This window comes from Desulfobacter vibrioformis DSM 8776, assembly GCF_000745975.1.
Lineage (GTDB): Bacteria > Desulfobacterota > Desulfobacteria > Desulfobacterales > Desulfobacteraceae > Desulfobacter > Desulfobacter vibrioformis.
This window is the reverse complement of sequence record NZ_KN050796.1, coordinates 162,326-184,634: the sequence shown is the minus strand read 5'-3', so window position 1 is coordinate 184,634 and position 22,309 is coordinate 162,326. Positions and strand designations below refer to the sequence as shown.

At 44.7% G+C, this 22,309-nt stretch carries 14 protein-coding genes and 1 pseudogene; 1 reads left to right on the top strand and 14 read right to left on the bottom strand.

The features are described 5' to 3' along the window. Nucleotides 1-281: pseudogene (locus tag Q366_RS21860) on the top strand (hypothetical protein); the annotation flags it as partial. On the opposite strand, the gene Q366_RS19920 reads toward Q366_RS21860, so the two are convergent. From Q366_RS19920 to Q366_RS19855, 14 genes are all read right to left on the bottom strand, one after another. After that, nucleotides 267-707, bottom strand: a complete 441-nt coding sequence (locus tag Q366_RS19920) for an ABC transporter ATP-binding protein/permease (protein WP_035242686.1) — start codon at nt 705-707, stop codon at nt 267-269. The pseudogene Q366_RS21860 and the gene Q366_RS19920 overlap by 15 nt on opposite strands. Further along, complete coding sequence (locus tag Q366_RS19915) at nt 700-2,496, bottom strand: ABC transporter ATP-binding protein (protein ID WP_035242684.1); 1,797 nt, start codon at nt 2,494-2,496, stop codon at nt 700-702. The genes Q366_RS19920 and Q366_RS19915 overlap by 8 nt, the downstream gene beginning before the upstream one ends. Before the next feature lie 79 nt (nt 2,497-2,575). Next, complete coding sequence (locus tag Q366_RS19910) at nt 2,576-4,864, bottom strand: efflux RND transporter permease subunit (RefSeq protein WP_169743005.1); 2,289 nt, start codon at nt 4,862-4,864, stop codon at nt 2,576-2,578. Between the two features lie 269 nt (nt 4,865-5,133). Then, complete coding sequence (locus Q366_RS19905) at nt 5,134-6,525, bottom strand: MATE family efflux transporter (protein ID WP_051958185.1); 1,392 nt, start codon at nt 6,523-6,525, stop codon at nt 5,134-5,136. Between the two features lie 101 nt (nt 6,526-6,626). After that, nucleotides 6,627-7,055, bottom strand: coding sequence for an IS200/IS605 family transposase (gene tnpA, locus Q366_RS19900; RefSeq protein ID WP_035242683.1), 429 nt, complete (start codon nt 7,053-7,055; stop codon nt 6,627-6,629). A gap of 81 nt (nt 7,056-7,136) precedes the next feature. After that, on the bottom strand, nt 7,137-7,472 hold the full coding sequence (locus tag Q366_RS19895; RefSeq protein WP_156968257.1) for a hypothetical protein: 336 nt from the start codon (nt 7,470-7,472) through the stop codon (nt 7,137-7,139). A 138-nt stretch (nt 7,473-7,610) separates the two neighbouring features. Further along, nucleotides 7,611-7,904, bottom strand: a complete 294-nt coding sequence (locus Q366_RS19890; RefSeq protein ID WP_035242678.1) for a hypothetical protein — start codon at nt 7,902-7,904, stop codon at nt 7,611-7,613. Nucleotides 7,905-7,972: 68 nt separating this feature from the next. Next, nucleotides 7,973-10,009, bottom strand: a complete 2,037-nt coding sequence (gene feoB / locus Q366_RS19885; RefSeq protein ID WP_035242676.1) for a ferrous iron transport protein B — start codon at nt 10,007-10,009, stop codon at nt 7,973-7,975. Then, nucleotides 10,006-10,242 carry a FeoA family protein gene (locus tag Q366_RS19880; RefSeq protein WP_035242674.1) on the bottom strand — a complete coding sequence of 79 codons (237 nt, stop codon included), beginning with the start codon at nt 10,240-10,242 and terminating at the stop codon, nt 10,006-10,008. The genes feoB and Q366_RS19880 overlap by 4 nt, the downstream gene beginning before the upstream one ends. A 273-nt stretch (nt 10,243-10,515) precedes the next feature. Continuing rightward, nucleotides 10,516-12,627 (bottom strand): TonB-dependent receptor, encoded by a 2,112-nt coding sequence (locus Q366_RS19875; protein ID WP_035242672.1) that lies wholly within the window; start codon nt 12,625-12,627, stop codon nt 10,516-10,518. Between the two features lie 432 nt (nt 12,628-13,059). Next, on the bottom strand, nt 13,060-13,797 hold the full coding sequence (locus Q366_RS19870; protein ID WP_035242671.1) for a VOC family protein: 738 nt from the start codon (nt 13,795-13,797) through the stop codon (nt 13,060-13,062). A gap of 16 nt (nt 13,798-13,813) precedes the next feature. Next, a complete protein-coding gene (locus Q366_RS19865) occupies nt 13,814-16,012 on the bottom strand; it encodes a bifunctional Gfo/Idh/MocA family oxidoreductase/class I SAM-dependent methyltransferase (RefSeq protein ID WP_035242669.1) in 2,199 nt (732 codons plus the stop codon). Between the two features lie 208 nt (nt 16,013-16,220). Then, nucleotides 16,221-17,690, bottom strand: coding sequence for a B12-binding domain-containing radical SAM protein (locus Q366_RS19860; protein WP_035242667.1), 1,470 nt, complete (start codon nt 17,688-17,690; stop codon nt 16,221-16,223). A 207-nt stretch (nt 17,691-17,897) separates the two neighbouring features. Then, a complete protein-coding gene (locus Q366_RS19855; protein WP_035242665.1) occupies nt 17,898-22,277 on the bottom strand; it encodes a non-ribosomal peptide synthetase in 4,380 nt (1,459 codons plus the stop codon). Between the last annotated feature and the right edge of the window lie 32 nt (nt 22,278-22,309).

The window sequence follows — 22,309 nt, the reverse complement described above, 5'->3', positions numbered from 1 at the left end:
TGGCGTATCATTTGGTTCATAGTATTCGACACCGATTAAAAAAAGCTGGCATTGTCACGAGCTGGTCAGGTTTGAGGGAGCAATTGAGTGGGCAACATCGAATCACTATTTCAATGCACTGCAAAAATGGTGACATGGTGCATGTAAGAAAAAGCACTCGGCCGGAGCCAAGACAACAGGAAATTTATTCTGCTTTGGGGATATGTTCTCTTCCTGGTACGACGACCAAGAGAGTTATAAACAAAAGTAGTGCCATAACAGAGATTTCAAAAATGGAATAGACTGTAATCATAGATGATTTTAACCTTTAGTCGAAAAGATGGGTTAAGATCACCGGTTTTGTAGCTGCTCAATACTTCAAGGGGCATGGCCCGAAGTTTTTTCCCCAATTTTGACCGCATGTCATGGGTGATGTTTGCCATGGTGTCTGTATACTCAAAATCATGGGCAAACCAGCGCGCACACACATTAATCAGAACAAAAAAGGCCATTACACCGAACCATATCCAGGCCTGCCATGCATTAACCGGCGAGGAGAAAAGTGCTGCCATGACGCCATAAATACTCAGGTAGGCGCCCCCCTGCATCGTGTAAGCCAGGGCAAAAAGGGAAAGGCTGCGTTTAAAATCCGCTGCATGGTCACCGGCAATCATTTTACCGGCTTCGTAGGTCTCCTTAAAGGTGGCATACTTTGTTGTATCAGACATTTACGACTCCTTTTGAGAGAAGATCCCATGTTTGTGCTGCTTTATAATTCTCCCACAGCCGGGCATAAAGCCCCTCGTTTAAGAGAAGGGCATCATGCCTGCCCTTCTCGACAATCCGGCCATGGTCAAAGACTAATATCTGGTCCACATGGGTGATGGTAGACAGACGGTGTGCAATCGTGATCACGGTTTTATTTTTGGTCAGACAAGAAATGGCCTGGATGATCTCGGCTTCACTTTCCGGATCTGCAAATGCGGTCGCTTCATCCAGAACAACAATCGGTGCGTCCCGAAGAATTGCGCGTGCAATCGTGATACGCTGCTTCTGGCCTCCGGAGAGGCGCCCTCCCCTGTCGCCGGCATGGGTGTCATACCCTTTGGGCAGGGTCATGATGAAGTCGTGGATCTGGGCTGCTTTAGCCGCCGCTGTCACCATTTCATCGGTGGCACCGGGTTTCGCCATTCTGATATTGGTTCCCAGGGTGTCATGAAAAAGAAAGGTGTCCTGGAATACAAATGTGACGATATTCATCAGATTTTCATTGTCCATTTCACGGATATCAATGCCGCCGATGGAAATATCGCCCCCTGTCACATCCCAAAAACGCGGGAGCAGCTTTGCCACCGTACTTTTCCCTGCACCGCTTGGGCCCACCAATGCCGTTGTCGATCCAGGTTTAACTGTGAAACTGACATCTGTCAGCGCATTCTCATCACGATTTTCATACCTGAAGGTAACATCGTTAAATCGAACTGTCATCTCTGTGGGCACGAGCCCCTTTTCAACAGTCGGCATCGCCGGTGCCGCCAATACTTCTTCGATACGATTGGCAGCAGATTTGGCGTGGCGCAGGAAATTATTCAGCCACATCAGGGGCATGAACGCATCCACCATCCCTGTCGACATAAAAAGGGCGGCAATAAATGACGGTAACGACAGCGTCCCCGTGTTAATAAAAAAGATTCCTCCGGCCGTCACCGCCAGTACCGTCGGCAAGGGGGCCAGCAACACAAGGGCGATTCGTGCGGGCGTACCGCTGGCCTTCATCCATTCAATGTACACTTCCCTGAATCGGTTGAGGGCGTTCTGATATCGGTTGAAGGAACTTGTGCCATCATCAAAGGTGCGCACCACCGGCATCGCCTGAATGAACTCAATCACAGCCGCATTGATTCGGCTCTGACTGTTTTCATATTTTTTTTGTATGGCTTTGGCATCGCGCATGGCAATACGCATAACCAGCATGCCGATAAGTGTTACGCCCAGTGCAATACAGGCCAGACGCCAGTCAACGATAAACAAAAGCACCACCGTCACCAAAGGGGCTGCATATCCGCGCCCGAAGGTCGGGGTGCTGTCCCCAACAAAGACATGAAGACTCCTGACATCTTCCAGCATGACCTTCTTGAGGGCTCCACTTCCCGTGGTAATGATAAATCCCAGCGGCAACCTGGCCAGATGTTCTGAAAGACGCGTCCTAAGATCTTCTTCAAGGTAAAAAGCACCCAGATGCGAAATTCCAAAGCTGATCATGCTAAGGCAGAAAGCCAGAATGCCCAAAACACCTACCCCGATCAACGATTTAGTTGTTGTCCATGATATGCCCCAGAAGAACAACGCATCTCCGCCTTTCAACAGTACGGCTACAAATAAAGACAGCATCAGCAGTGTGGCGATGGTAGCTGTTGATCCCAGTGCAGCGAGTCCCATCGCGCCATAAATGTATCTTTTAACTGGTTTGATAATTCGCCACAGGACTCCGTAGCCTTCAGCTTCTTGTTCAGACATTCCTTCTGTTCTCCCTTGATTGAGTTAGCGGCAAATAATGAAAAACCACTGAACGTTTGATATAATGGTCTTGATCATTTTAAGTTGTGGTATCGTCGGGAAATTCGGGTGCAGTCACAACTTGTCGTTCCGGCTTGCCGGCACCCTCCTGTGCTTTCCTGGGAAAAGGCCGAAAGTAGTTAAGGAGTACGGGGGTGACAAAATAATCCGCTGCCAGGGCCGCCAGAATACCAGCTGGTATCAAAATTCCCATACTGACATACACCTTGGCCAAAGAAGCCAGGTAAGCCGAAAAATTAAGGGTCAAGACCATGGATGTCAAAAACAGCGCGACACCGACGGTAGAAAAAACCCGGCGCGTACTTTCGGCGTAACTTCCGGTGCGGCTGTATTCAAGCTGGCTATGGTTGATGAAATGAATCGTATCATCCACTGCCAGGCCCAGCAACATGGGCATGATGGTTACTGTCATGATGTCCAGCGGAATATTGGCAAAGCCCATGATGCCCCCCACCACAAGGGCCGGGGCTATATTGGGGATCATCGCTATCAGGCCGGTTTTTATACTGCCGAACACGATAGACATCAGGATACCGATCAACACAAGGGATGTCAGAAAAGAGCGAACCTGCCCCCAGGTGACGTAATCCATCATAACGGCAAACTGGGAAATCGAGCCGATAAACAATACTTTTGCATCGGGGAAGCATTCTTTACTTCGCTCCCGTATCAGGCGCAGTTCCCGATTTATTTCTTTTGAATCGGGGTTGGCGATTTCCACCATAAGCCGCAAGCGCTGATAATCGTAGTCCACCCATTTCTCAACCTCCACCCCGCCTGTGTTTTCGTACAGCAGCAGAAGCTGGGCGATCATCTCACGGTTATCAGGGATGCGGTAAAAAGACGGATCTCCATCATTTACCACCTGATTCAAATCTTTGACAATATCCAGCAATGAACTGACCTTTTTGGTCATTGGGAAGGCTTTGACCTCTGCTACGAGTCGATCAAATTTTTTGAGATTTTCCGGGTCCCTGGCAGCCTCGGGGTCTGGGAACTCAATGGCCACATCATAGGCATAAATTGAGCCCACGGGAGTATTACCGATGTAGTTTAGGCGGGCGATATAAGGAATCCTGAGCCCCATTGTCCGCACATAATCAAACGACACTTCAAACTTTGTAATACCGATCAGACAAATGGCCACGATCAGGATGAAGAGGGTAATTGTAGTTTTGGGCCGCAAGAGAACCTTGTTGCCCAGTTTGTCCATCCAGCGTTCAATCAGCCGACCGCTTTTTGGGGTATAGACCGCATGGGGCTTGCGGTCTTTGCCGAAACTCAGCAGCGAGGGCAGTAATACGATCACTAAAATGTATGTTACCCCCACCAGACATGCAGCTGATACGCCTATCCAGCGAATGGGGCGTATTGGAACCAACAAAAAAGAGAGCAGCGCAACAATGGTAGTCAAGGCACTGAATAAAAGCGGCCAGCCGGTCTCTTCAATGGCATGTAAAAGGGTGTTACGGCGCTGGCCGTTTTTAGGGAATTCACGTTCAAAGAAGTTAAAGATGTGTATTGAGTATCCGATTGATACTGCCAGGCTTAAAAACACCGGGATGAAGGTCATAGAAGGATCGAAAACAATCCCCAAAAATCCCTGGAAACCAAAGACGATGACAATGGCACTGACGGCGGTCAGCAGCGGGAACACAACGCCGGTAGCGCTTCGTAACGAAACGGCCAGAATCAGTATGGTCAGAATTATGGATATGCCGAATAACTTCGGTGTTTCCCTGGCGAGAAAAGCCCTCTTATCAATATTGATGACCGGCAGACCCGTGGTTTTAGGATTCAGGAACCTGTATTTTTCCTGACCGACAACCTCTTTAAATATCCTTCCGACGGCCATTTCAGGATTTTCTTCACTATTATTTTCTGCCCATTTATCCGGAATCAGCCTCATGCGCAGTGCAATCCACGCATAGCGCCCGTCTTCTGAAACGATCTTATTTTTAAGGGCGGGCTTGGACATGGCCATGGTCTTAATCTTAGCAAGCTCTTCAGGCGATGTCGGAACCGGCTCCGGGACCAGATCAATGATCTCTATTCCCTCTTGTGTGCCAAAAGTGAATTCAAAATCGGTCAAGGAAACCACGTCATCGGCAAAAGGAACCTTTTCAACCAGTTCCGCTCCCAACTTCTGGATGCCAGTAAGGACTTCAGGGGTAAAAATATTGTCAGCCTCCACCAGAACCGCGCAAAAATCATCATTGCCAAAAATTTTTTCAAAATGCTCTTTGGCCGCTAACAACGCATCGTCCTCAAGCAGCCAGTTATCCTGGTCCATATCGGTTTGGATCATTTTGAGGCCGGCAACTGATGTGCCAAGAAGCAGTAGGAATAGAAAAATATTAAGCCACCTCAGCCTCAAAATAACTTCAGCAGCAGTTCGAAAACGGGCATTGATATTTTCGATATTCAACATGATTAAATTTTTACTCCTTGTCATAATAAATAAACGCCTTCGAAAACCATGGTAAAATTCATTTTTGATTTTAAAAAATATTTTATTTACAGATGGTTATATTTTTGAATAATGTCCATTACCAGGAAATTTGAATAGGACACCAATTATGCTTCTTTGCCGGATGACACCTCAGTTAACGGCTGTTTTACGTTCCCTTGCCGCAGTTTTTTAAATTCTGCTGTTACCAGTGCAAAAGTCCATATCGTTATTACCAGGTCGATAAGAAACGAGCCGATGTAGACCCACTTAACACCAAAAAATCGAGGCAACGTAAGCATTACGGGGACATAGAATACCAGTTGACGCGCTATCCCTATGATAGAAGCGGGGTTTGCGTTGTTGATTGCGGGGAAAAAAGTCATGGCCATAAAAATCAGCGGAAGTACCGGAAGCAAGAACATGAAAATTCTGAAATTGGCCAAATCAGAAGAAAGAAATTCTTTTGCCGGCAGAATTATATTCAGCACAAATTGGGGGGAAATCATCATTGCCAACCAGAACGGCACCATGATTACGGTGGCTGCGACTGCAAAGATATTGAAACTGTTTATGACCCTGTCGTATTTTTCAGCCCCGAAATTAATTCCGATGGCCGGCTGAAGGGCACGCATCAGACCGATTATCGGCGTCAGCATGAGTAGATGAATTCTGAAAACGATGCCGTAAAATGCCACATCACCTGTTGTACCGAATCGGCTCAGGGCGTTAAGAACAACAATTCCCTGGATAAGGCCCATGACAGACATGATAAGCGACGGCATACCCATGGACAGAATGGACTTGATGATTAATTTGTCCCGGCGTATGGAAAAGGGCCTTGCGTCAAACGATGTTTTCATTTTTCCTGCATAGATAAAAAATACCAGCGTATATACCAGCATAGCCAGATTAGTACCCCATGCCGCGCCCTTGACCCCAAAATTAAATACAACGATCAGAATATAATTGGCCAGGATGTTTACAACGAGCCCCAGGGCCATCATCACGGCTGCATAGCCCATCTTCCCCTCTGCCCGCACAATCATGTTGCCCGAAAGCCCTGCGATCCAGAAAACAGACCCGTATAAGGTTACCCTGAAATAATCAACGCCAAACTGCAGTTCATTGCCCCTGCCCCCCATCATTTTAATCAACATTGTGGAAAACAGCAGGCCTAAAACGGTTACAAAAAAACCGTATGCCAGATTCATGTAATTCACATTTCCAAGGATCTTTCTTTGGGTGCCATAGTCATTTGCGCCTAGGGCAATACTCAATGCGGAACCTGCGCCGACACCTATCAGCGAACCTATGCCAAGGAATAACATGCTTAACGGATAGGCAAGTGATAATCCGGCAAAGGCCGTTTCTCCCACAAAACGTCCAACAAAAACAGCGTCAAAAAGGGAGTTGAGACCGTGCAGGACCATGGCGATCACTGCCGGCCATGACAGTTTAAACATAACCTGCCACAGATTTTCATTTAAAATCATCGTTTTTTGTTTGTCTTTGTGCATGGCAAAATACCTGTTCTTTCAATTTAAAAGTCACAAACTACCGGCATAGCCGGTAGCTTGAAGAGGGCCCATGAAAGGGGCCTGTCGCAGATTGTTACTTCTTATTTATTTTCGAAATCAAATTCCATTTGTCGATTTTCTGTACTTTCTTGGTGTCGGATATATTGACGTACTTGGTTTTCGTCTAACCCTACCGTATTCACAAAATAACCTCTCGCCCAAAAACTCTTTGAACCTCTCATCTTATTCGAAAAATCTTGGTGCAACCGGATTGCACTTTTTCTTTTCAAGTAACCAACCACATATGAAATACTGTATTTCGGCGGTATTGAAAGGCATAAATGAACATGATCCGGCATTGCATGCCCCTCAACCAATTCAATACCCTTTTGACGGCATAAGTCTCGCGTTATCTCACCAAATCTCCGTCTCACCTGGCCATACAATGTTTTCCGCCTATATTTTGGTACCCATACAATATGATATTTACATTCCCATCTAACATGCGATAAACTCTCGTATTCTTTCATACAAACTTCCTTCCCGACCTGCCCTTTTGAGGGCCCTCGGGAAGAAAGTTTACCTCGTCTGGTCGGCGGAGCCTATCAGGATCACACCAGCAGAGCTGGTGGTTTAATGCGATTAATTAACCACTTTAACCGGTTCCTGGTATAATTGAGCCTTACCTCCTGGGAAATGTTTTCCAACGTATAATCCGTTTGTGAATGGAAGACATTTGCCTGGCTGAAATCAAAATCCGTTAACTTTACATCATCAAACTCAGTTCTGGCCGTAACAGATGTCAACTTTATTTTTTCGGTGAGATCATATTCGACTTTAAGGGCTTGGGAACTCTTCTCTGAATCGTTGTATGCCTCTATGTTTGAAGCTTCCATGTGGTACCCGGAATATGGCACGTAATCTGCCGCTGCGCCTTGCTCGCTCATTCCCATATTCGGGCCGTCGTTATCGTAGTCAATACATGAGGCAATGAATGAAACACCGAGTTTATCCGTGGGGGTCCAGCAAAGTTTCTTAACCTTATGACATTGGGTCTATATTGGTTTGGATCATCCTGATTATGTTTATGTGTTATTGGAAAAAATCTGGTTATTTTTTTTAAACAAAGCCTTGCCTTTTTCTGTTAATGACCATGCGATACACTGATTTTCAGCAGCATTCTTGGAAATACATTGTGACGTGCAATGATTACACCTGCCGGCATCCAAGGGCACATAAATTTTTTCCACATATCCGCGGTAGATAAGTTCATGGATCAATTGCCCAAGCATTGTTTGGCCTACGCCAAGGTTATCCGCCAGAGTAGCCTCCAGGTAAACCTTATTTTTAGAGAGCAAACTAATAAGATTGATTAACATTTAACCTCTTTGAAAAAGTAGTGATTTTATAGTTGAAAAACAGCTGCGTAACAGGCAAGTGCAGGCTTTTAAAAAATCAGCAGAGCTGCTTGGTAAGCAAGAATTCCGGCCACAAGGCTTGACAGTGTGTAATAAGCTGATGCACCTGCGGTCCATTTTAATGACCTTGTTTCGGTATATAATACCGAGATCGTGGCCGAGCAAGGTATTGAGAATGTCAAGGCAAATAAAAACGCCAGTGCAGATTCTGGGCTGATGGATTGCATCAGGATTGAAGCCAGTTCGTTATGCGTATGTTCTCCACCTGATGTAATCGACGCCAGTCCTGTTATTGATGACAGACCCTGTCCTGTGCCATATAAAATAGCAATGGCCGGAAGGGCGGACTCTTTTGCCATCACGGATACAATCAAAGCTGCCATAAGTTTCCAGTCGCACCCCATCAGATTTCCAATTGGATTTAAGAAGCTGCCTGTGGATGCTAAAAAACTGGTTTCGATTTTGCCCTCAGGGAAATAAGAAAAAAACCAGACGATAAAAGACGCCATGGCAATGATGGAAAAACCACGTTTTAAATATCCCTTCTCATTTGTCCAGGCATAAGTCCAGATCGTTTTAAAGTTTGGCTTGTGATAAGGGGGCAGCTCCATAATCAGCCCTGTGCTTTCTCCTTTCACAATAAAACGCCGCAGCAGAAAAGAGGTCAGGGCTAAATGAAGCGCTGCTGTTATCAAAAGGGCCAAAACAACCATGGGGGTTTTTACGCCCAAAAAAATTGTGCCGATAAAACTGACCACTGCCCAGATCCCATAGCAGGGAATAATAGGGATCAGGAGCACGGTTATAAGACGCTGCCGCCATGAATCAACAACACGGGTGCCCAATACACCGCTGATATTGCAGCAAAATCCCATTAAAAAAGGCATGAAAGATTTTCCATGCAAACCTATGCCATGCATGAACAAATCAAAAACATAGGCCAGGCGAGGCAAATACCCCACATCTTCCAAAAAGCCGACTACAATAAATACGCCCATTAAAAAAAATGACAGGGCCGTCGCTATCCCGACGCCAACAATAAGTCCGTCTGCCATCATGGAACTAAGCCATTCAGGCCCAGGTCCCAGTAAAATCCGAGCCCCATCCGAGGCAAGAGAAACTATTTTTAGAAAAGGTAATCCTAAACTGCCGATGCTCATTGCTGCAACAATTGCGAAAAATAGTATACCCAGGGCCACAAATATCCCCCATACCGGATGGGTGGCAACTTTGTCAAATTTGTTACGCTTATCCAAAAGGCTTTTTGTGTCATGGGACTTTGTCTCTGATGCGTCTATAATTTTTTGGATCCATTTATATCTTGAGTCTGCTACAAGCAACGCAAGACCATTGTTTATAATTTTATCCAGATGTAAACATTGGTCAGGACCCAACCGTTTTCTCATTATTTCCCGTACTTCCCTGTCATCTTCCATCAGTTTAAGCGCCATCCAATCTTCGGTGAAGGGCGAAGGAACAAGTCCTTTGATGAGGCCTTTGACTTCATTTAACCGTGCAAGCACTTCTCCTTCAAATTCCTGCTGTATTGGTCTTTCATCTGGATCATGGTTTTCAACACTCTTTTTTATCGCTTCGAGAAGTTCTGAAAATCCTATGTTTTTTGATGCAACCATCGGGATAACCGTCACACCCATTTGTTTTCCCATTGCTTCATGGCAAATTTTACGACCCTCCCTTTCGGCAATGTCGGTCATGTTCAAGGCAACAATTGTCTTAACCGGCAGCATGGATGTTTCTGCGGCAAGATAAAGTGTTCGCTCTAATTGTGATGCATCAACCACAACCACCAAAACGTCAGGATGCTTTTTTATGATATAATCCCTGGTGATTATCTCTTCGGCCGAGTTTGCGGTCAGGCTGTAAGTCCCGGGCAAATCAACCAATTGATAGAGGTGGCCTTTGAATTTAAAAGCCCCTTCTTTTTTTTCTACTGTTTTACCCGGCCAGTTACCAACATGCTGGTTTGAACCGGTAAGTCTGTTGAAAATAGAAGATTTTCCGGTATTCGGCTGTCCTGCCAAGACGATGACGTTGTTTGCTTTCATTTTGATTCTGATTTTTTCCTCACCATAATATTTCCAGCTTCAGTGCGGCCCAAGGCGATTTGTGTATCACGTAAAAAAATGATCAAAGGACCCCATTTCCAGTTCCGTATCATCTTAACTTCTGTATTTAAAGAAAAGCCGGTTGCAGATATTCTGCTGACAAATCCGGGCTTTCCTGAGATATCTTGAACCACACCCACCTCCCAAGCCCTAAGCCAGGTTAAGGGAATCATAATTCTCTCCTGAAAATTGGTTAAAAAAGTTTTGAAACCCGTCATTAACCCCATCGTTGCAGAAGTCATGGGGGGTTTTAGCTTCAAGGCATCACGCTTGCCGCTGCAGTCAACTACCGCAAAAGCTTGATAACGCCGAAGGGTAAAAAAAGTTTATGCAACGTTGGGGTTAATTAGGGTTGTGTATTGGGGGCTGATTTATGCGTTGATGTGTTATTTTCTTCATTGAACAAAATTCAAAACTCCCTATGAGCACCAGCCCTCACCGTTTTCTTAAAACCGGCTTACAATCTGCAGACCAACTTCGCCAGGTTCACTTTGGAGCATGTACATACCGCTCGTGTAAGGAATATCGTACTCTTGGTCAAAAATATTTTTGCCATAGAGGTAGATGTCAAAACGATCAGTTTCGTAACCGATTTTGACATTGACGACTTCGTATGGATCCCTTGAATACTCGTTAGCCTTGTCGTAATAGGTTTTTCCATAACCAATCAGATCTATCCTGGCAAAATACCCTTTGGTGTTCCGGTACTGCAAACCGACATTAAACGTATAATCCGGCGCAAAAGGATTTTTATTCCCGGAATAATCGCCTCCGGCATCACTGAATTCGTCAAACTCAACATTGGTGTACCCGAATCCGCCCATGAGGGTCAGGGTGTCTGTAATACGCGCGGTAACATCAAGCTCCAGGCCCCATGATGTGGCTTCTGCAGCATTGGTAATCAAAGCGGTGTTAAGATCAACCCATTCATCAACTTGCATGTCACTGATTTCCATGTAGAAAAAGGCTGCGTTGAGCATGATGCGTTTATTCATGAAAAGGCTTTTCATGCCAAGTTCGTATGCCCACAACGACTCCTCATCAAAGCTGTAATATTCCGGATCAGTGGCCAGACCGTTAAATCCGCCGGTGCGGAACCCTTCGGACACATCGGCATATAACAGCATATCAGGCGTAGCATGATATTCTGCAGTTATTTTAGGCGTCAGGCGTTCCCATGAGTCTTCGATTGTCCCTTGAATTGGTAGATACCTGTCCATTTCGGCGTCCTGGTGATCATATCGCAAGCCGCCGATGAGTTTAAACTTTTCAGTTAGAAAATATCCAACCTGTCCGAAAATCGCATATGCTTCACCGGTCTGGTCAGCGTTAAGATCATAAAACATTGAAGGATACATCGAATCCTGCCTGTATCTTATTTCTGTGTCATCCGTATCGTAATATACACCGGCAACCCAATTGAGTCGATTCGATGTCGAGTCCAACCGAATTTCCTGAGAAATCTTTTCAGATGAAAAAGGGTCCCAGTATCCATTCATTATATGAGCAGATGTCAAATCATAGTCAAATGCATTTTCAAGGGTAGTTTCTTTTCTAGAAGTAATCGAGGTAAAATCTATCGTATCGGTAAGGGCATAAGAAAGTTTCAATGACTGGGTCTGGCTTTTGGTCTCTTGCCAGCCTTCGAACTCCGATTCTACCTGGCCTCGGGAGGGCGAGGCACTCCCGAAATAGCCAGCACCGATATCCGACAGATACCAATTGATATCGCCGTCTAATTCATATCTAATAGATGATAATATAAGCGACATATCAAGCCGCTCGGTTGGCATCCACCGCAGCTTCAGCCTGCCGAAATAGTTCTCGCGCTCAAATTCAGAGTCATCACTATAAGTGTTATGTAGATAACCATCTTTATGTTTGTACGATCCTGCCATCTCAAAAAACAACTTATCGTTGAGAATAGGACCGCTGGCACCCAATGACGCGCCCCCTACGATCTTGTCTCCCGAATCAGAAGACAGCCATTGGCCGACTTCTGTCGACACCCTTGCTGCAAACTGGTTGTCAGGTTGCCGGGAAATGATATTGATGGCACCGACTTCCGTATTTTTGCCGTATAACGTCCCCTGGGGACCCCGCAATACCTCTATACGTTCGACATTTATAAGTCCTTCTTCCATTCCGAAGCTACTCAATACCGGAACGCCGTCGATATACATTCCCACTGATGAAGCGCCTCTTGTGGACAGAGGGGCGGAAATACCGCGGGCCGAGATACTGTTCGACAAGCCATAATGATCTTCAAAACTAATCATATTAGGGATAAAATCGATAAAATCAGATACAGACTCAAGTTTTTTATCTTCGATACCAAGGGAGTCTATTACAGTCATGCTTGTTGAGACATCCTGGGCATTTTTCTCCTGTTTTTCTGCAGTAACGGTAATCTCTCCCAGATTAACGGAACTCCTGGATGAAACGCTTCCGGCCGCCTGTTCCTCAGCAACAACCCCTGAGGGAAACGTGAGCTGATCGATAAAAAACAGCGATGCGATCCATACAAACAGAAAAACAAATTTGTAACCTTTCTCCATAAATTTTTCTCCTCAAAAAAGTTAAACTAAATGATTGAAATACTTTATTAATTTATTGCTGATTATGCCGGTCAGAAGATATGTCAAGTCAGCCCTATCTGTTTTTATATGAAAGACGGGTTAAGTCATTCAGACCTTTCACTATTCGTTGTGTGGCAAGCCTGGGGATAGACTATCCCACCTTTTTGAAAACTTGGAACAAACACCTGTTTTGGGTTTTATTTGGGGGGCGCAGAAATTTTTTGCTTATAAAACAAACGTGTCGCCGGATTGTATCTCTTGATTAACCAACGTAGGGCCACAACGAAATTTTCGTAGACGTAACAACCTGAAATTATAATATATTTAAAATCTGAATCGAAGGGATGGACCAGGTCGGCCCATGGCCGTTATAAAATCTGCAGCCTTCACGCAGATTATGCAGGACACAACCTACTTATTATCAGATCCCACGGCAAAGACTGCGCCATGTAGGTATTTGGCATCAAGTTCGCTTTTTATACCGGACAAGCCGACTTCCAGCACCCTGGTTTGTGACGCCAACTCGGGTTTGATCCATTTATCTTTTTGGGTAAGGGTAATAAATTGATCGTAGTGAGTTTCCTCAACAGCCACTTTAACCCATTCAATCCCTGTGGCCCCGTTGGGATGCTCTATTTTTTCGGGATGTTGTGGCGGGTCATATGGTGAAGCAAGGAACGGCAAACCAATGGGTTCAGTGGCCATAAAGCTAAATTTAACTTTTAACCCGTCAGGACGAGTTCTTTGGCCTTGGATGATGCGAGATGTTGGAATGCCTGCCCGGGTAACAGCTGCTTTTATCGATTCTAAATCATTTTGAATGGCAACACATTGATCTGGATTATCCCCTCTCTTTTCTTTTTTTGGTTCCAAAGCGATATCACACCAACCTTCTGGATGACGGGCCCAGTAGGCCAAGCGCTTTCCTGCCGCCTTTCCGTAAAACAGGCCAATTGGCACACTAAGATATGCCCAGCGTGGAGATATACTGAAAAATTCAATGAATGGTCCATGTTCAAACCACAAAAAGGCATTTTTAGCTTTTTGTGGTACACTTCCCCATTGCACAGAAAAACCGGCTTTTTCTAGATCTCCAACAACTTCTTTTATATTTTTAACCCTGCAGATAATTTGGCAGCATTTAAACATTTCTGTCTCCGGTGAATTATCCTTTAGTGAGCATAAACAGCTTTTGCCCTAAATGAGATAATTTATGATCATTGCCTGGAATCATTTTCAGCAGTTTGAGATTTACCTGGGCAAAGGCCTTTTGCCACTGTCCGTGATTCATAAAGGTTGTGTCGCTTTCTTTACGGGCATCGTTGGCCGCGTCCATCATGAAAATCTGGGAAATCAATATCTCAACGGATTCGCCGTCCACTTCGGTAAGGAGCATTATTCCCCCAGGGGCCAGCAGCGCTTTCAAGTTTTCTAGGACCCGAACAATATCGTTAACATTGTTTAAGACCCCGGCGGCAATAATGATGTCCTTGGTTTCTTTTTCTTGTCCTTGCGCCTGAAAGTCTTTTTCCAAGTCAATCACCTGCAGCGTCACCCACGGCTCATCTTGGTAACGTACTTTGGCCGCACCCAAAAAATTGGGGGATATGTCCGTATACAGGTAATTGTCGATTCTGCCGGAAAGTTGTGCACTTTTTATTCTATCAATCACCACATCTGATGTAGCCCCGGTTCCCGCACCGACTTCCAGAATACGCAGTTTCCCGCTTGTGTTTAGTACAATTTTTTCCACTTCTGCGGCCACTTGCCGGTTTAGATACCAGGCAATTAAAGTCTCTCGGTATAGTGCATTGGCCACATCAGTGCTCCCTTCAGGGAACAAGATTAAAACAGCCTGTTGCTCACCGGACATCAAGGCTGGAAGCGCCTGAACATTTTGTTGAAAATAAAGCGATACCAGCGGAGAGCCCAACCTGTGGTCCCACAAGGCCCTGACTTTCTGCCATTGCCGGTCGAGCTTCTCCTGGGTAATCGTTTTTCCGGCAGACCTGAATCCATTCTTTTCCGATACAAGATACCCCCGATCCGTAAGGACCTTGAGCCAACGGCGAATAACGTAATAATGCCTGGAGATCACAGGGAGCGCTGAAATCAACGCCTCTTCGGCATAACATTTTTCGGGGTCCCCCAAAACACCGTTTTTCTGGAACTGAAAAAGCATTGCCCAAAGGCAGGCCTGATCCAGTTGGCTGATACAGGCGTCAATCTCCTCTTTTGAAAGTTGATTGTATGTTTCAGCCATGCCTATCTGCTGAAAGTAGAAGCCAACCACGGCTGCTGCGGGCAAATACTCTCTGTCAGGGTTTTCATAACTGTTCGGATATCCTAACGCGTTGCTGATTTCTCTCCAGAGCTGGGAACAAAGCATCTCTTGTTGCCCGAATTGAGCCATCTGGCTTTCAGGTGTAATTCCACAAGCAAGACCCGCCAATCTTTTGATATCCTTTACAATAGCCCCGGGCCAAATGCGGGTAAGCACCTCCTGATACGTGGGGTATTGGGGCGGACCGATAATTCGTGTGCTTTCATCAAGCATTTCAACGGACGGACGTTCACTTAATTCTTCGAGAATAAAGTCGTCATGATCAGGAAAAATCATCCGTGGCTGCCAGATAACCGGACCGTGGGTATCGACCAAAGAGAGACAGCCTCCGCCCACCCCTAAGGAAATACGGTGCATCAGGTGCAGATAGCTGTCAGATATCCGGGTGTCTACCTGGTTGTGGGCTCTGATAACCACAGGAATTTTTCCAATGGTCATACTGATGACTTGAAAGGGGATGTCCCCTTTTATGGTCTGCTCAACCTTCCAAGGCCTAAGAGTGGGGAGCGCTTTTGCCAGAATATGGACTAGTGGAAACGACACCAGGGTTGATAAATCTATGTTCATATAAAGGGGGAATTGGTGTTTAATCACTCCCTGTGACAGCGTGATAAACGTTTTAACCGAGGGAAGTTCCACATAAAGATCACCCAGAACAAAAAAGACTTTATTCTGCCTGGCAGTTTTATAGCAAAGGGCCAAATCTTTCTGATGGACAGGCTGCTCTAGAAGCACGTGGATTCCTTTTTCCATTAGCCTTATTGCTATCTGGGTACCATCACCGCCCAAAACGCCTGTGCGGATCACCACGCAAGCTAAATCAATATCCGGGGGAAGTTGCGCCGGGTCGGTGTATATTTTCACACCATGAGCCTGGGCTAACTTTTGGGATTTAGCACTGCCCTGGGAGAGAATTCCAGCGAACTCAAATTCGCCGGACTGTTTAATAGCCTCTGTATAAAATTGCCCAAAACGCGTACCGCAAACAATTATTTTTAATTTTTTTTTTGCTTTGTTCATTGGGGAAAATTCACCTGTTAATCAAGTAACATATTCTTTAAAACTTGACCCTTTTCAATTATTTCGTTTTAAGGTCTTTTGATATTTTTATATAAAAATTCCAATAAGTTGCTGAATTACTTTCTTGTTTCGTTGTGGGCTGTGCCTGGCAGCTGATATGTCAGTCAGCCCATGGGCCGTTATAAAAAATTTTATGCAAGGTTGGCGTTTATCTTATTTTAGGCCCGAATTCCTGTATTCGCTCTCGGGGAATTGAGACTTCAATATTTCTGTCGCTGTCAAGGCAATATCTAAGAGCAGGCACATCGATATAACTGTTTAACATTTGAAATAAAAAAGCGTTATTTATGCTTTCGAGCAAGGTAGAGCTTTTTATCAATGTTTTTATCTGAATAAGCAATTTGTTAGCGATTTCAGAATCCATGCTTGAATGGCTCCAATCAAAAAATATGCCTTTTAAATCAAATTCATTTTTTCTTTTAGCAATAGGGGTATAGGGATCATAGAACCATAGGCCAATATAATAAAAATCAACGTCGATCTCTTTAATAAATCTATACGTGTCGTTTACGGACCTAACGGTTTCTCCTGGAAATCCCACGAAAAAAGAGGCAATAATTGTGATATTGTATTTTTTTAATAAAAGTATTCCCCTTGTTAAATTTTTGATCTTTGTGCCCTTATTCATTACTTTAAGAACATGATCACTCCCTGACTCAAGACCTAATAAGACCCCTATGCAACCGCTTTTTGACATCAACTGAACTGCTTCTTCATCCAGATTTTGGCATCTTAGAAAACAATGCCATTTGAAAGTATATCGGTTTTTAATAAACATTCTCAGCATTTTTTTAAATCGTGAAATAGGAACATTCAAAGTATCATCTATAAAGTGCACCAAGTTAACTTCTCCAAGACTTTCAATCTCGTTAAGTTCACGTTCGATATGTTCCAAATCCCCAGCTTGAAACTTTCCCGCCATAACCGGAAAACTACAAAATGAACATCTGAAACAACAGGATAGAGAAGTGCGAATAACAACAGTTCCTCCTGTTCTTCCTTTAAATAATTTCCAATTTACTTTATTCTCTTCCAGTTTATAATCATCTGCTACTTTTAAATCACATCTGAACTGGTCCTTTTCCCGAATGTATAAATTAGGTATAGATGCTTCCGGGATATTGTTTTTAAGGTTATATACTAAGGATGCTAGTCTATCTTCACCATATATGCTATCTACGATATAATCTGCGTACAAATCCCTTAAAGTTTCGTTAAATACATCCTGGCCATCCTTTAACAAATCCCGGATGGTAGATACAATCAGAGCCCCGCCTATTATGATTTTAATATCTTTATTTATCCTTTTTAAAAGCTTAACGAAATTTTTCAAATGGGGAATACTCTGGCATATTGTCGTAGAAATTCCTATTGTGAAATATTTTTGTGATTTTACTTTTTCTATTATAAGTTCTAAATCATTTTCAATGGAATTTACAAAATCAAAGGTTAATCCTTTTTTGTCCAATGCGGTCCCTAAATAGGTGATGGCCGAATTTAAGGATGTTTGTACTTTTTTTATTTCAGGATGATTGTTAGCTAAAATCTGATATTCCTTGCATGATGCTTTATGCAGACCTGAGTACCCTAAAAGTAAACAATCTATTTCATATACCATAGTTTTTTAACTCCTGTATTTAATTAGGTCTTAAATCCAGATAGATGTTAAAAGATAGTGAGTCTTGCTGGCATAGCCGCGGGAATCCGAGGATAATTCAGGCCTTATGTTTTCTTTGTAAGAAAGTTCAAATAAGTTACTGAAATACTTTCAAACGTCGTTGTGGACTGTTCCTGGCAGAAGATATGTCAGGCCGGCCCGTGGCTGTTATATCAGAGGTTGCGCGATCAATTTGGAAAGATCGGTTATATGAGGTTCTTTTTCTACACTTGTATTGTGATCTCCTGTAATTTCGGTAACCTTGAGATCACCCAGAACAATATCCCTCCAAAAATCAATCGCTGCGCCATGGGTGCTTGGTAAAAACCCGAAAGTAACCTCGGCCAGAAAAAACCGGGCATCTCCCATATATGGTTCAGGCGTGAATTGAGCTGCTTTAAAGGCCTGATTATAGGCTTTGTACAGCCCTTCCAGCATTTCCACGGGCATATCTTCGCCATGAACATTTTGCATGGCCTTCCCGTAAGCGGTAAACCGCTGCCTTAACTCGATGGTGTTAAGTTTTTGAAACATACGGCGCACCCTGTCCAGAACCGGGTTCCCTCCAATGGAAAAAACAGATCCTTGGGGGATTTTTTCGGGATTGCTGTTTATTATAGTTGTAATGGCCGTTTTCAGATCCACAGGATTTAGGTCTCCAAATCCACACTCTTGCAAGGATATCCCCAGGGCAAAAACAAAAATAATTTCCAAAATCCAGTCGTCGTCCACGCGGACAGGGACAGGTAAGCTGTCAATCAGGGCCAGGTCCAGGACATCAATGCCTTTTTCCAGGAGGCGCCGAGCGACCTCAATGGCTGTAAATCCCCCCAAACAATGTCCGATGAGCTGTACCTGTCTATGACCTGTTTCAGCCAGATATTGGGCGTAGTCCTCGGCGATATGTTCGACAGCTTCGCCGGGATCAAGTTCGCAATATTTGTCCGTATCCTTGATCGAAACCCCGATTACAGGGCCTAACTGTTGTCTATCAAGGTGATCCAGCAGCAGCATATAGGAGTTTAACGTTCCAAGCCCTGCATGAAATATAACCCTGAGAGGCCCGGTGTCTCCGCCGCCAAAATTGGTAAAAACACCGATACTCCGGGGGCCTTCAGACGATTTCTTGTCAACAACCCTAGTGGCGGCACCCTTATCGGACTGATGTGATCTGATTACCTGGGCCAAAGCCTCAATGGTCGGATAATTGAGCATATGCCTGATTAAATTGTCAAAAGAAATATCCGCTGTAAATGAAGGAGATTCGTTTAACAACTCTTTAACTTTACTTGCCACATGGGCGATAACCAGTGAATCTGCCCCCAGGTCATATACGTTCTGTGACCTGCCCAGATTTGTAATTCCCAATGCTGAGATCCATAACTGCGAAAGTTGCGTTTCCAGTTCATCCATTTCTTGGGCCCTGTCCCCGCCGGCGGTGCGCTCCTGTATCATCTTTAGGCGCCATGTTGATAAAGTCTTTCTGTCAAGCTTGCCATTATCGGTTAACGGCAAGGCGTCCGCGATCTGAATGTGGGTGGGGATCATATAAGCCGGCAGGCGTTGGGCTATAAAGTTAACCAGTTCCGACACACTTACATTTTCCTTTTGCTGAACTGTCTCAACAACCCCCAATAGTGCCCGGTCATCACCGCAACCATCCACAACCACGCCGGCAACGGCCACGGCAGGATGTTTCTGCAGGGCCGCTTCAATTTCACCCAGCTCAATTCTATGCCCTTTAATTTTTACCTGATTGTCTTTCCTGCCAAGAAATTCAATTTCACCCCCGGGAATATATCGCCCCAGGTCCCCGGTTCGATAAAGGCGTTGCCCGTCTTTGGGGTGGTCGAAAAAACTTGTATCCGTGAATTCCTGATTTCCAAAGTAACCCAGGGCCAGTCCTTTGCCGGTAATATATAGTTCACCGGCAACCCACACAGGACAGTCTCGCATGCCAGAGTCCAGCACTCTCACGCCTTGGTTGGCCAGGGGGCGGCCATAGGGAATGCTTTTCCATTCAGGCTTAAGCCCCTTGTATTCATGAAAGATGGACCATATAGAGGCTTCGGTTGCCCCGCCTAAACTGACAATTTGTACAGACGGAACCCGGTTGCGTAACTGGTCCGGCAGGTTAATCGGTATCCAGTCCCCCGACAACAGCGCTTTTCTGAAGTTAGGCAGTTGACAATTTTTTTCTGAATTCAGATATGAGACGAGCATTTGCATCAGGGCAGGGACTGAATTCCAAAGCGTAATCCCGTGGTCCGCCATCAGCTGAGCCCAATGGGAGGGATCTGTCATACGGTCGCTGTCAGGGAGAACAAGAACCCCTCCCACAGATAAAAGTCCGAAAATATCATAAATGGAAAGATCAAATCCAAGTTGAGCCAAGCCTAATATTTTATCATTTTCAGTAACCTGAAATCGTTTATTAATATCCTCTATAGTGTTCAGAACGGCCCTGTGGCTTATAACTACCCCTTTTGGGGCCCCTGTGGAACCGGAAGTGTAGATGATATAGGCCGGCAAGTCCGGATCGCCGGTTGCGTGAAGCGTAGTTTTATCTGAAGGCGCTAACTTGTCAACCTCAATCGCATGGATATGTTCGGGCCATTGTAGCTTGAGGTCAGAACGTGTTAATACAAAACGGATATTCGCCTGTTCCATAATCGAAGCCCGTCTGATTTCCGGTTGGCTAATATCAATGGGGACATAAACGCCTTCTGCAAAGAGTATCCCCAAGACTGCAGATACCTGGGCTGCGCATTTATCCATAACAATGGCAACCCGTTCCTGGGGCTTACATCCTGACCTTTTAAGCTCCCGGGCTATGGCCGAAGCCCTTTTCGCCATCTCTTCATAAGTTGTTTCCCCTTGATTATCAATAATCGCGGGCGCAGAGCCATTGTGTTTCATCCGTTCTGTTATCTGATAGTGTAAAAGTTTGTCAGACAACGGCGCTTTGATATTTTCTGCTTGCGGGCGTTCTTCCAATTGATGCCTGGGAAGAGGACACGTTGCGCCGGACTCCCATATCTGATGATCATTAATTAACGACTGAATCAAGGTTTCAAAGGCTTGAAACATGTCATCGACCATTTGCCCGGGAAAAACGCCTTTCCTGACATCCCAATTGATCTGGATCCCGTCGTTGGTATCCGAAGCCTGACAATCAATAAAAACCTGAGGTGTCTGGGTAATTGAGTGCCTGTTAATATCTCCTTGCAATTTATGGCTTTCACGATCGTCAATCAGGCCGATGGCGCTGGTTAATACAATCGGCATCAAGGCAGCCTCCCTCCCTTTTCTGCGGGTTATCTCCCGTAATACCTCGACGCCTGAAAAAAGACGGTGGTCAAGGTCGGAAAAAAGCTGTGCATTTAATGCTCTGGCCTGTTCCTTGAAAGATTTATCGTCACGGAAATCCACAGCTAATATAGTGACCGAGGTAAAGTCGCCCACAATGTCATAAACCTGTTCATGCAGGGCCTGTCTATTTAATACGGTCAGATTCAGGCTAAAAAACTTATTTTTGCTCCATCGCTCCAATACCGCTGCATAAGCTGTCATAACTAATGCCGTGGGTGTAATTCCCTGTTTTCTGGCCTGTTTTTTTAAATTATCCCAGGTTTGGCCTTCCAATTTGAACAAAAGGCGACGGAAACGGATCAGCTCTTCAGAAATTTTAATATTTTTTAAAGGTAAATCCGGTGCAGGCGGTAACTGGTCAATCCTGTCAAGCCAATACTGTTTATCCTTAAGGTAGGCTGGACTGTTCTTAATATTTTTTTCCGTGATAACGTAATCCCGGAAGGTAAGTTGCAAATCAGGTAATTGAGGGACTTTATTGAAATAAAGCGATTCAAACTCACTTAACAGCAACCTTACGCTGGCTCCGTCTGCGATGAGAAATTCCATTGAAAAATGGAGTACATGCTGTTGTGGTGTTTTAATGAGGCGGATATCAAACAAGGGCCATGTTTCAGTATCATATACCTTGTGGCTCATCTCTTCGCGAATTTCTTGAAGCCTATCTGCCAGATTTTGTTCGTCAAAACCCGAAACATCAACATAATCAACAGTCAGCCAAGGTGCCTTTTCCATGATTTGTTGCTGGCCATCGCGGTGAATTGTTGCCCTGAGCATATCATGGCGGTCAATGAGTTGGTTCCAAACCGCCTCTACGCTTTTATGCGCCAGTTCCCTGTAATTAATTTCCAGATAAATGTGACATGCTACGCCGCCGTATTCAAAGGCATCGCTTCTTCCCAGTAAATATGCGACCTGAACATCTGTGAGAGAAAATGGTGCAAAACGTGAATCGGGATCCGGGACAACGCTTACAGGCTCGGACTCTGCTCGTAAAAACTCTAAAATATCAGTTTTGTGTAATTTCAGAGATTGTAAATCACTGTCTTTCAGCGTTCCCTGGGGGGCTTTATATCGCAGGGTATCATCCTTTTTTGATAAGGAGATCCCTTGGCTTCGAAGTCGGGTGATTAATTCTGTAATACTTTCGGCCTGCATAGATTTATTTTCCAACATAATCCTTTTCCTTTCTTGCATATCAGATGGTT

What these genes read in the sequence shown, in the direction of transcription:
- Q366_RS19905 (WP_051958185.1), bottom strand. Translation starts at nt 6,525, where the DNA reads ATGCACAAAGACAAACAAAAAACGATGATTTTAAATGAAAATCTGTGG.
- Q366_RS19870 (WP_035242671.1), bottom strand. Translation starts at nt 13,797, where the DNA reads ATGTTTAAATGCTGCCAAATTATCTGCAGGGTTAAAAATATAAAAGAA.
- Q366_RS19880 (WP_035242674.1), bottom strand. Translation starts at nt 10,242, where the DNA reads ATGATTCCCTTAACCTGGCTTAGGGCTTGGGAGGTGGGTGTGGTTCAA.
- Q366_RS19890 (WP_035242678.1), bottom strand. Translation starts at nt 7,904, where the DNA reads ATGTTAATCAATCTTATTAGTTTGCTCTCTAAAAATAAGGTTTACCTG.
- Q366_RS19860 (WP_035242667.1), bottom strand. Translation starts at nt 17,690, where the DNA reads ATGGTATATGAAATAGATTGTTTACTTTTAGGGTACTCAGGTCTGCAT.
- Q366_RS19915 (WP_035242684.1), bottom strand. Translation starts at nt 2,496, where the DNA reads ATGTCTGAACAAGAAGCTGAAGGCTACGGAGTCCTGTGGCGAATTATC.
- Q366_RS19920 (WP_035242686.1), bottom strand. Translation starts at nt 707, where the DNA reads ATGTCTGATACAACAAAGTATGCCACCTTTAAGGAGACCTACGAAGCC.
- Q366_RS19875 (WP_035242672.1), bottom strand. Translation starts at nt 12,627, where the DNA reads ATGGAGAAAGGTTACAAATTTGTTTTTCTGTTTGTATGGATCGCATCG.
- Q366_RS19855 (WP_035242665.1), bottom strand. Translation starts at nt 22,277, where the DNA reads ATGTTGGAAAATAAATCTATGCAGGCCGAAAGTATTACAGAATTAATC.
- feoB (WP_035242676.1), bottom strand. Translation starts at nt 10,009, where the DNA reads ATGAAAGCAAACAACGTCATCGTCTTGGCAGGACAGCCGAATACCGGA.
- Q366_RS19865 (WP_035242669.1), bottom strand. Translation starts at nt 16,012, where the DNA reads ATGAACAAAGCAAAAAAAAAATTAAAAATAATTGTTTGCGGTACGCGT.
- Q366_RS19895 (WP_156968257.1), bottom strand. Translation starts at nt 7,472, where the DNA reads ATGAGCGAGCAAGGCGCAGCGGCAGATTACGTGCCATATTCCGGGTAC.
- tnpA (WP_035242683.1), bottom strand. Translation starts at nt 7,055, where the DNA reads ATGAAAGAATACGAGAGTTTATCGCATGTTAGATGGGAATGTAAATAT.
- Q366_RS19910 (WP_169743005.1), bottom strand. Translation starts at nt 4,864, where the DNA reads ATGATCCAAACCGATATGGACCAGGATAACTGGCTGCTTGAGGACGAT.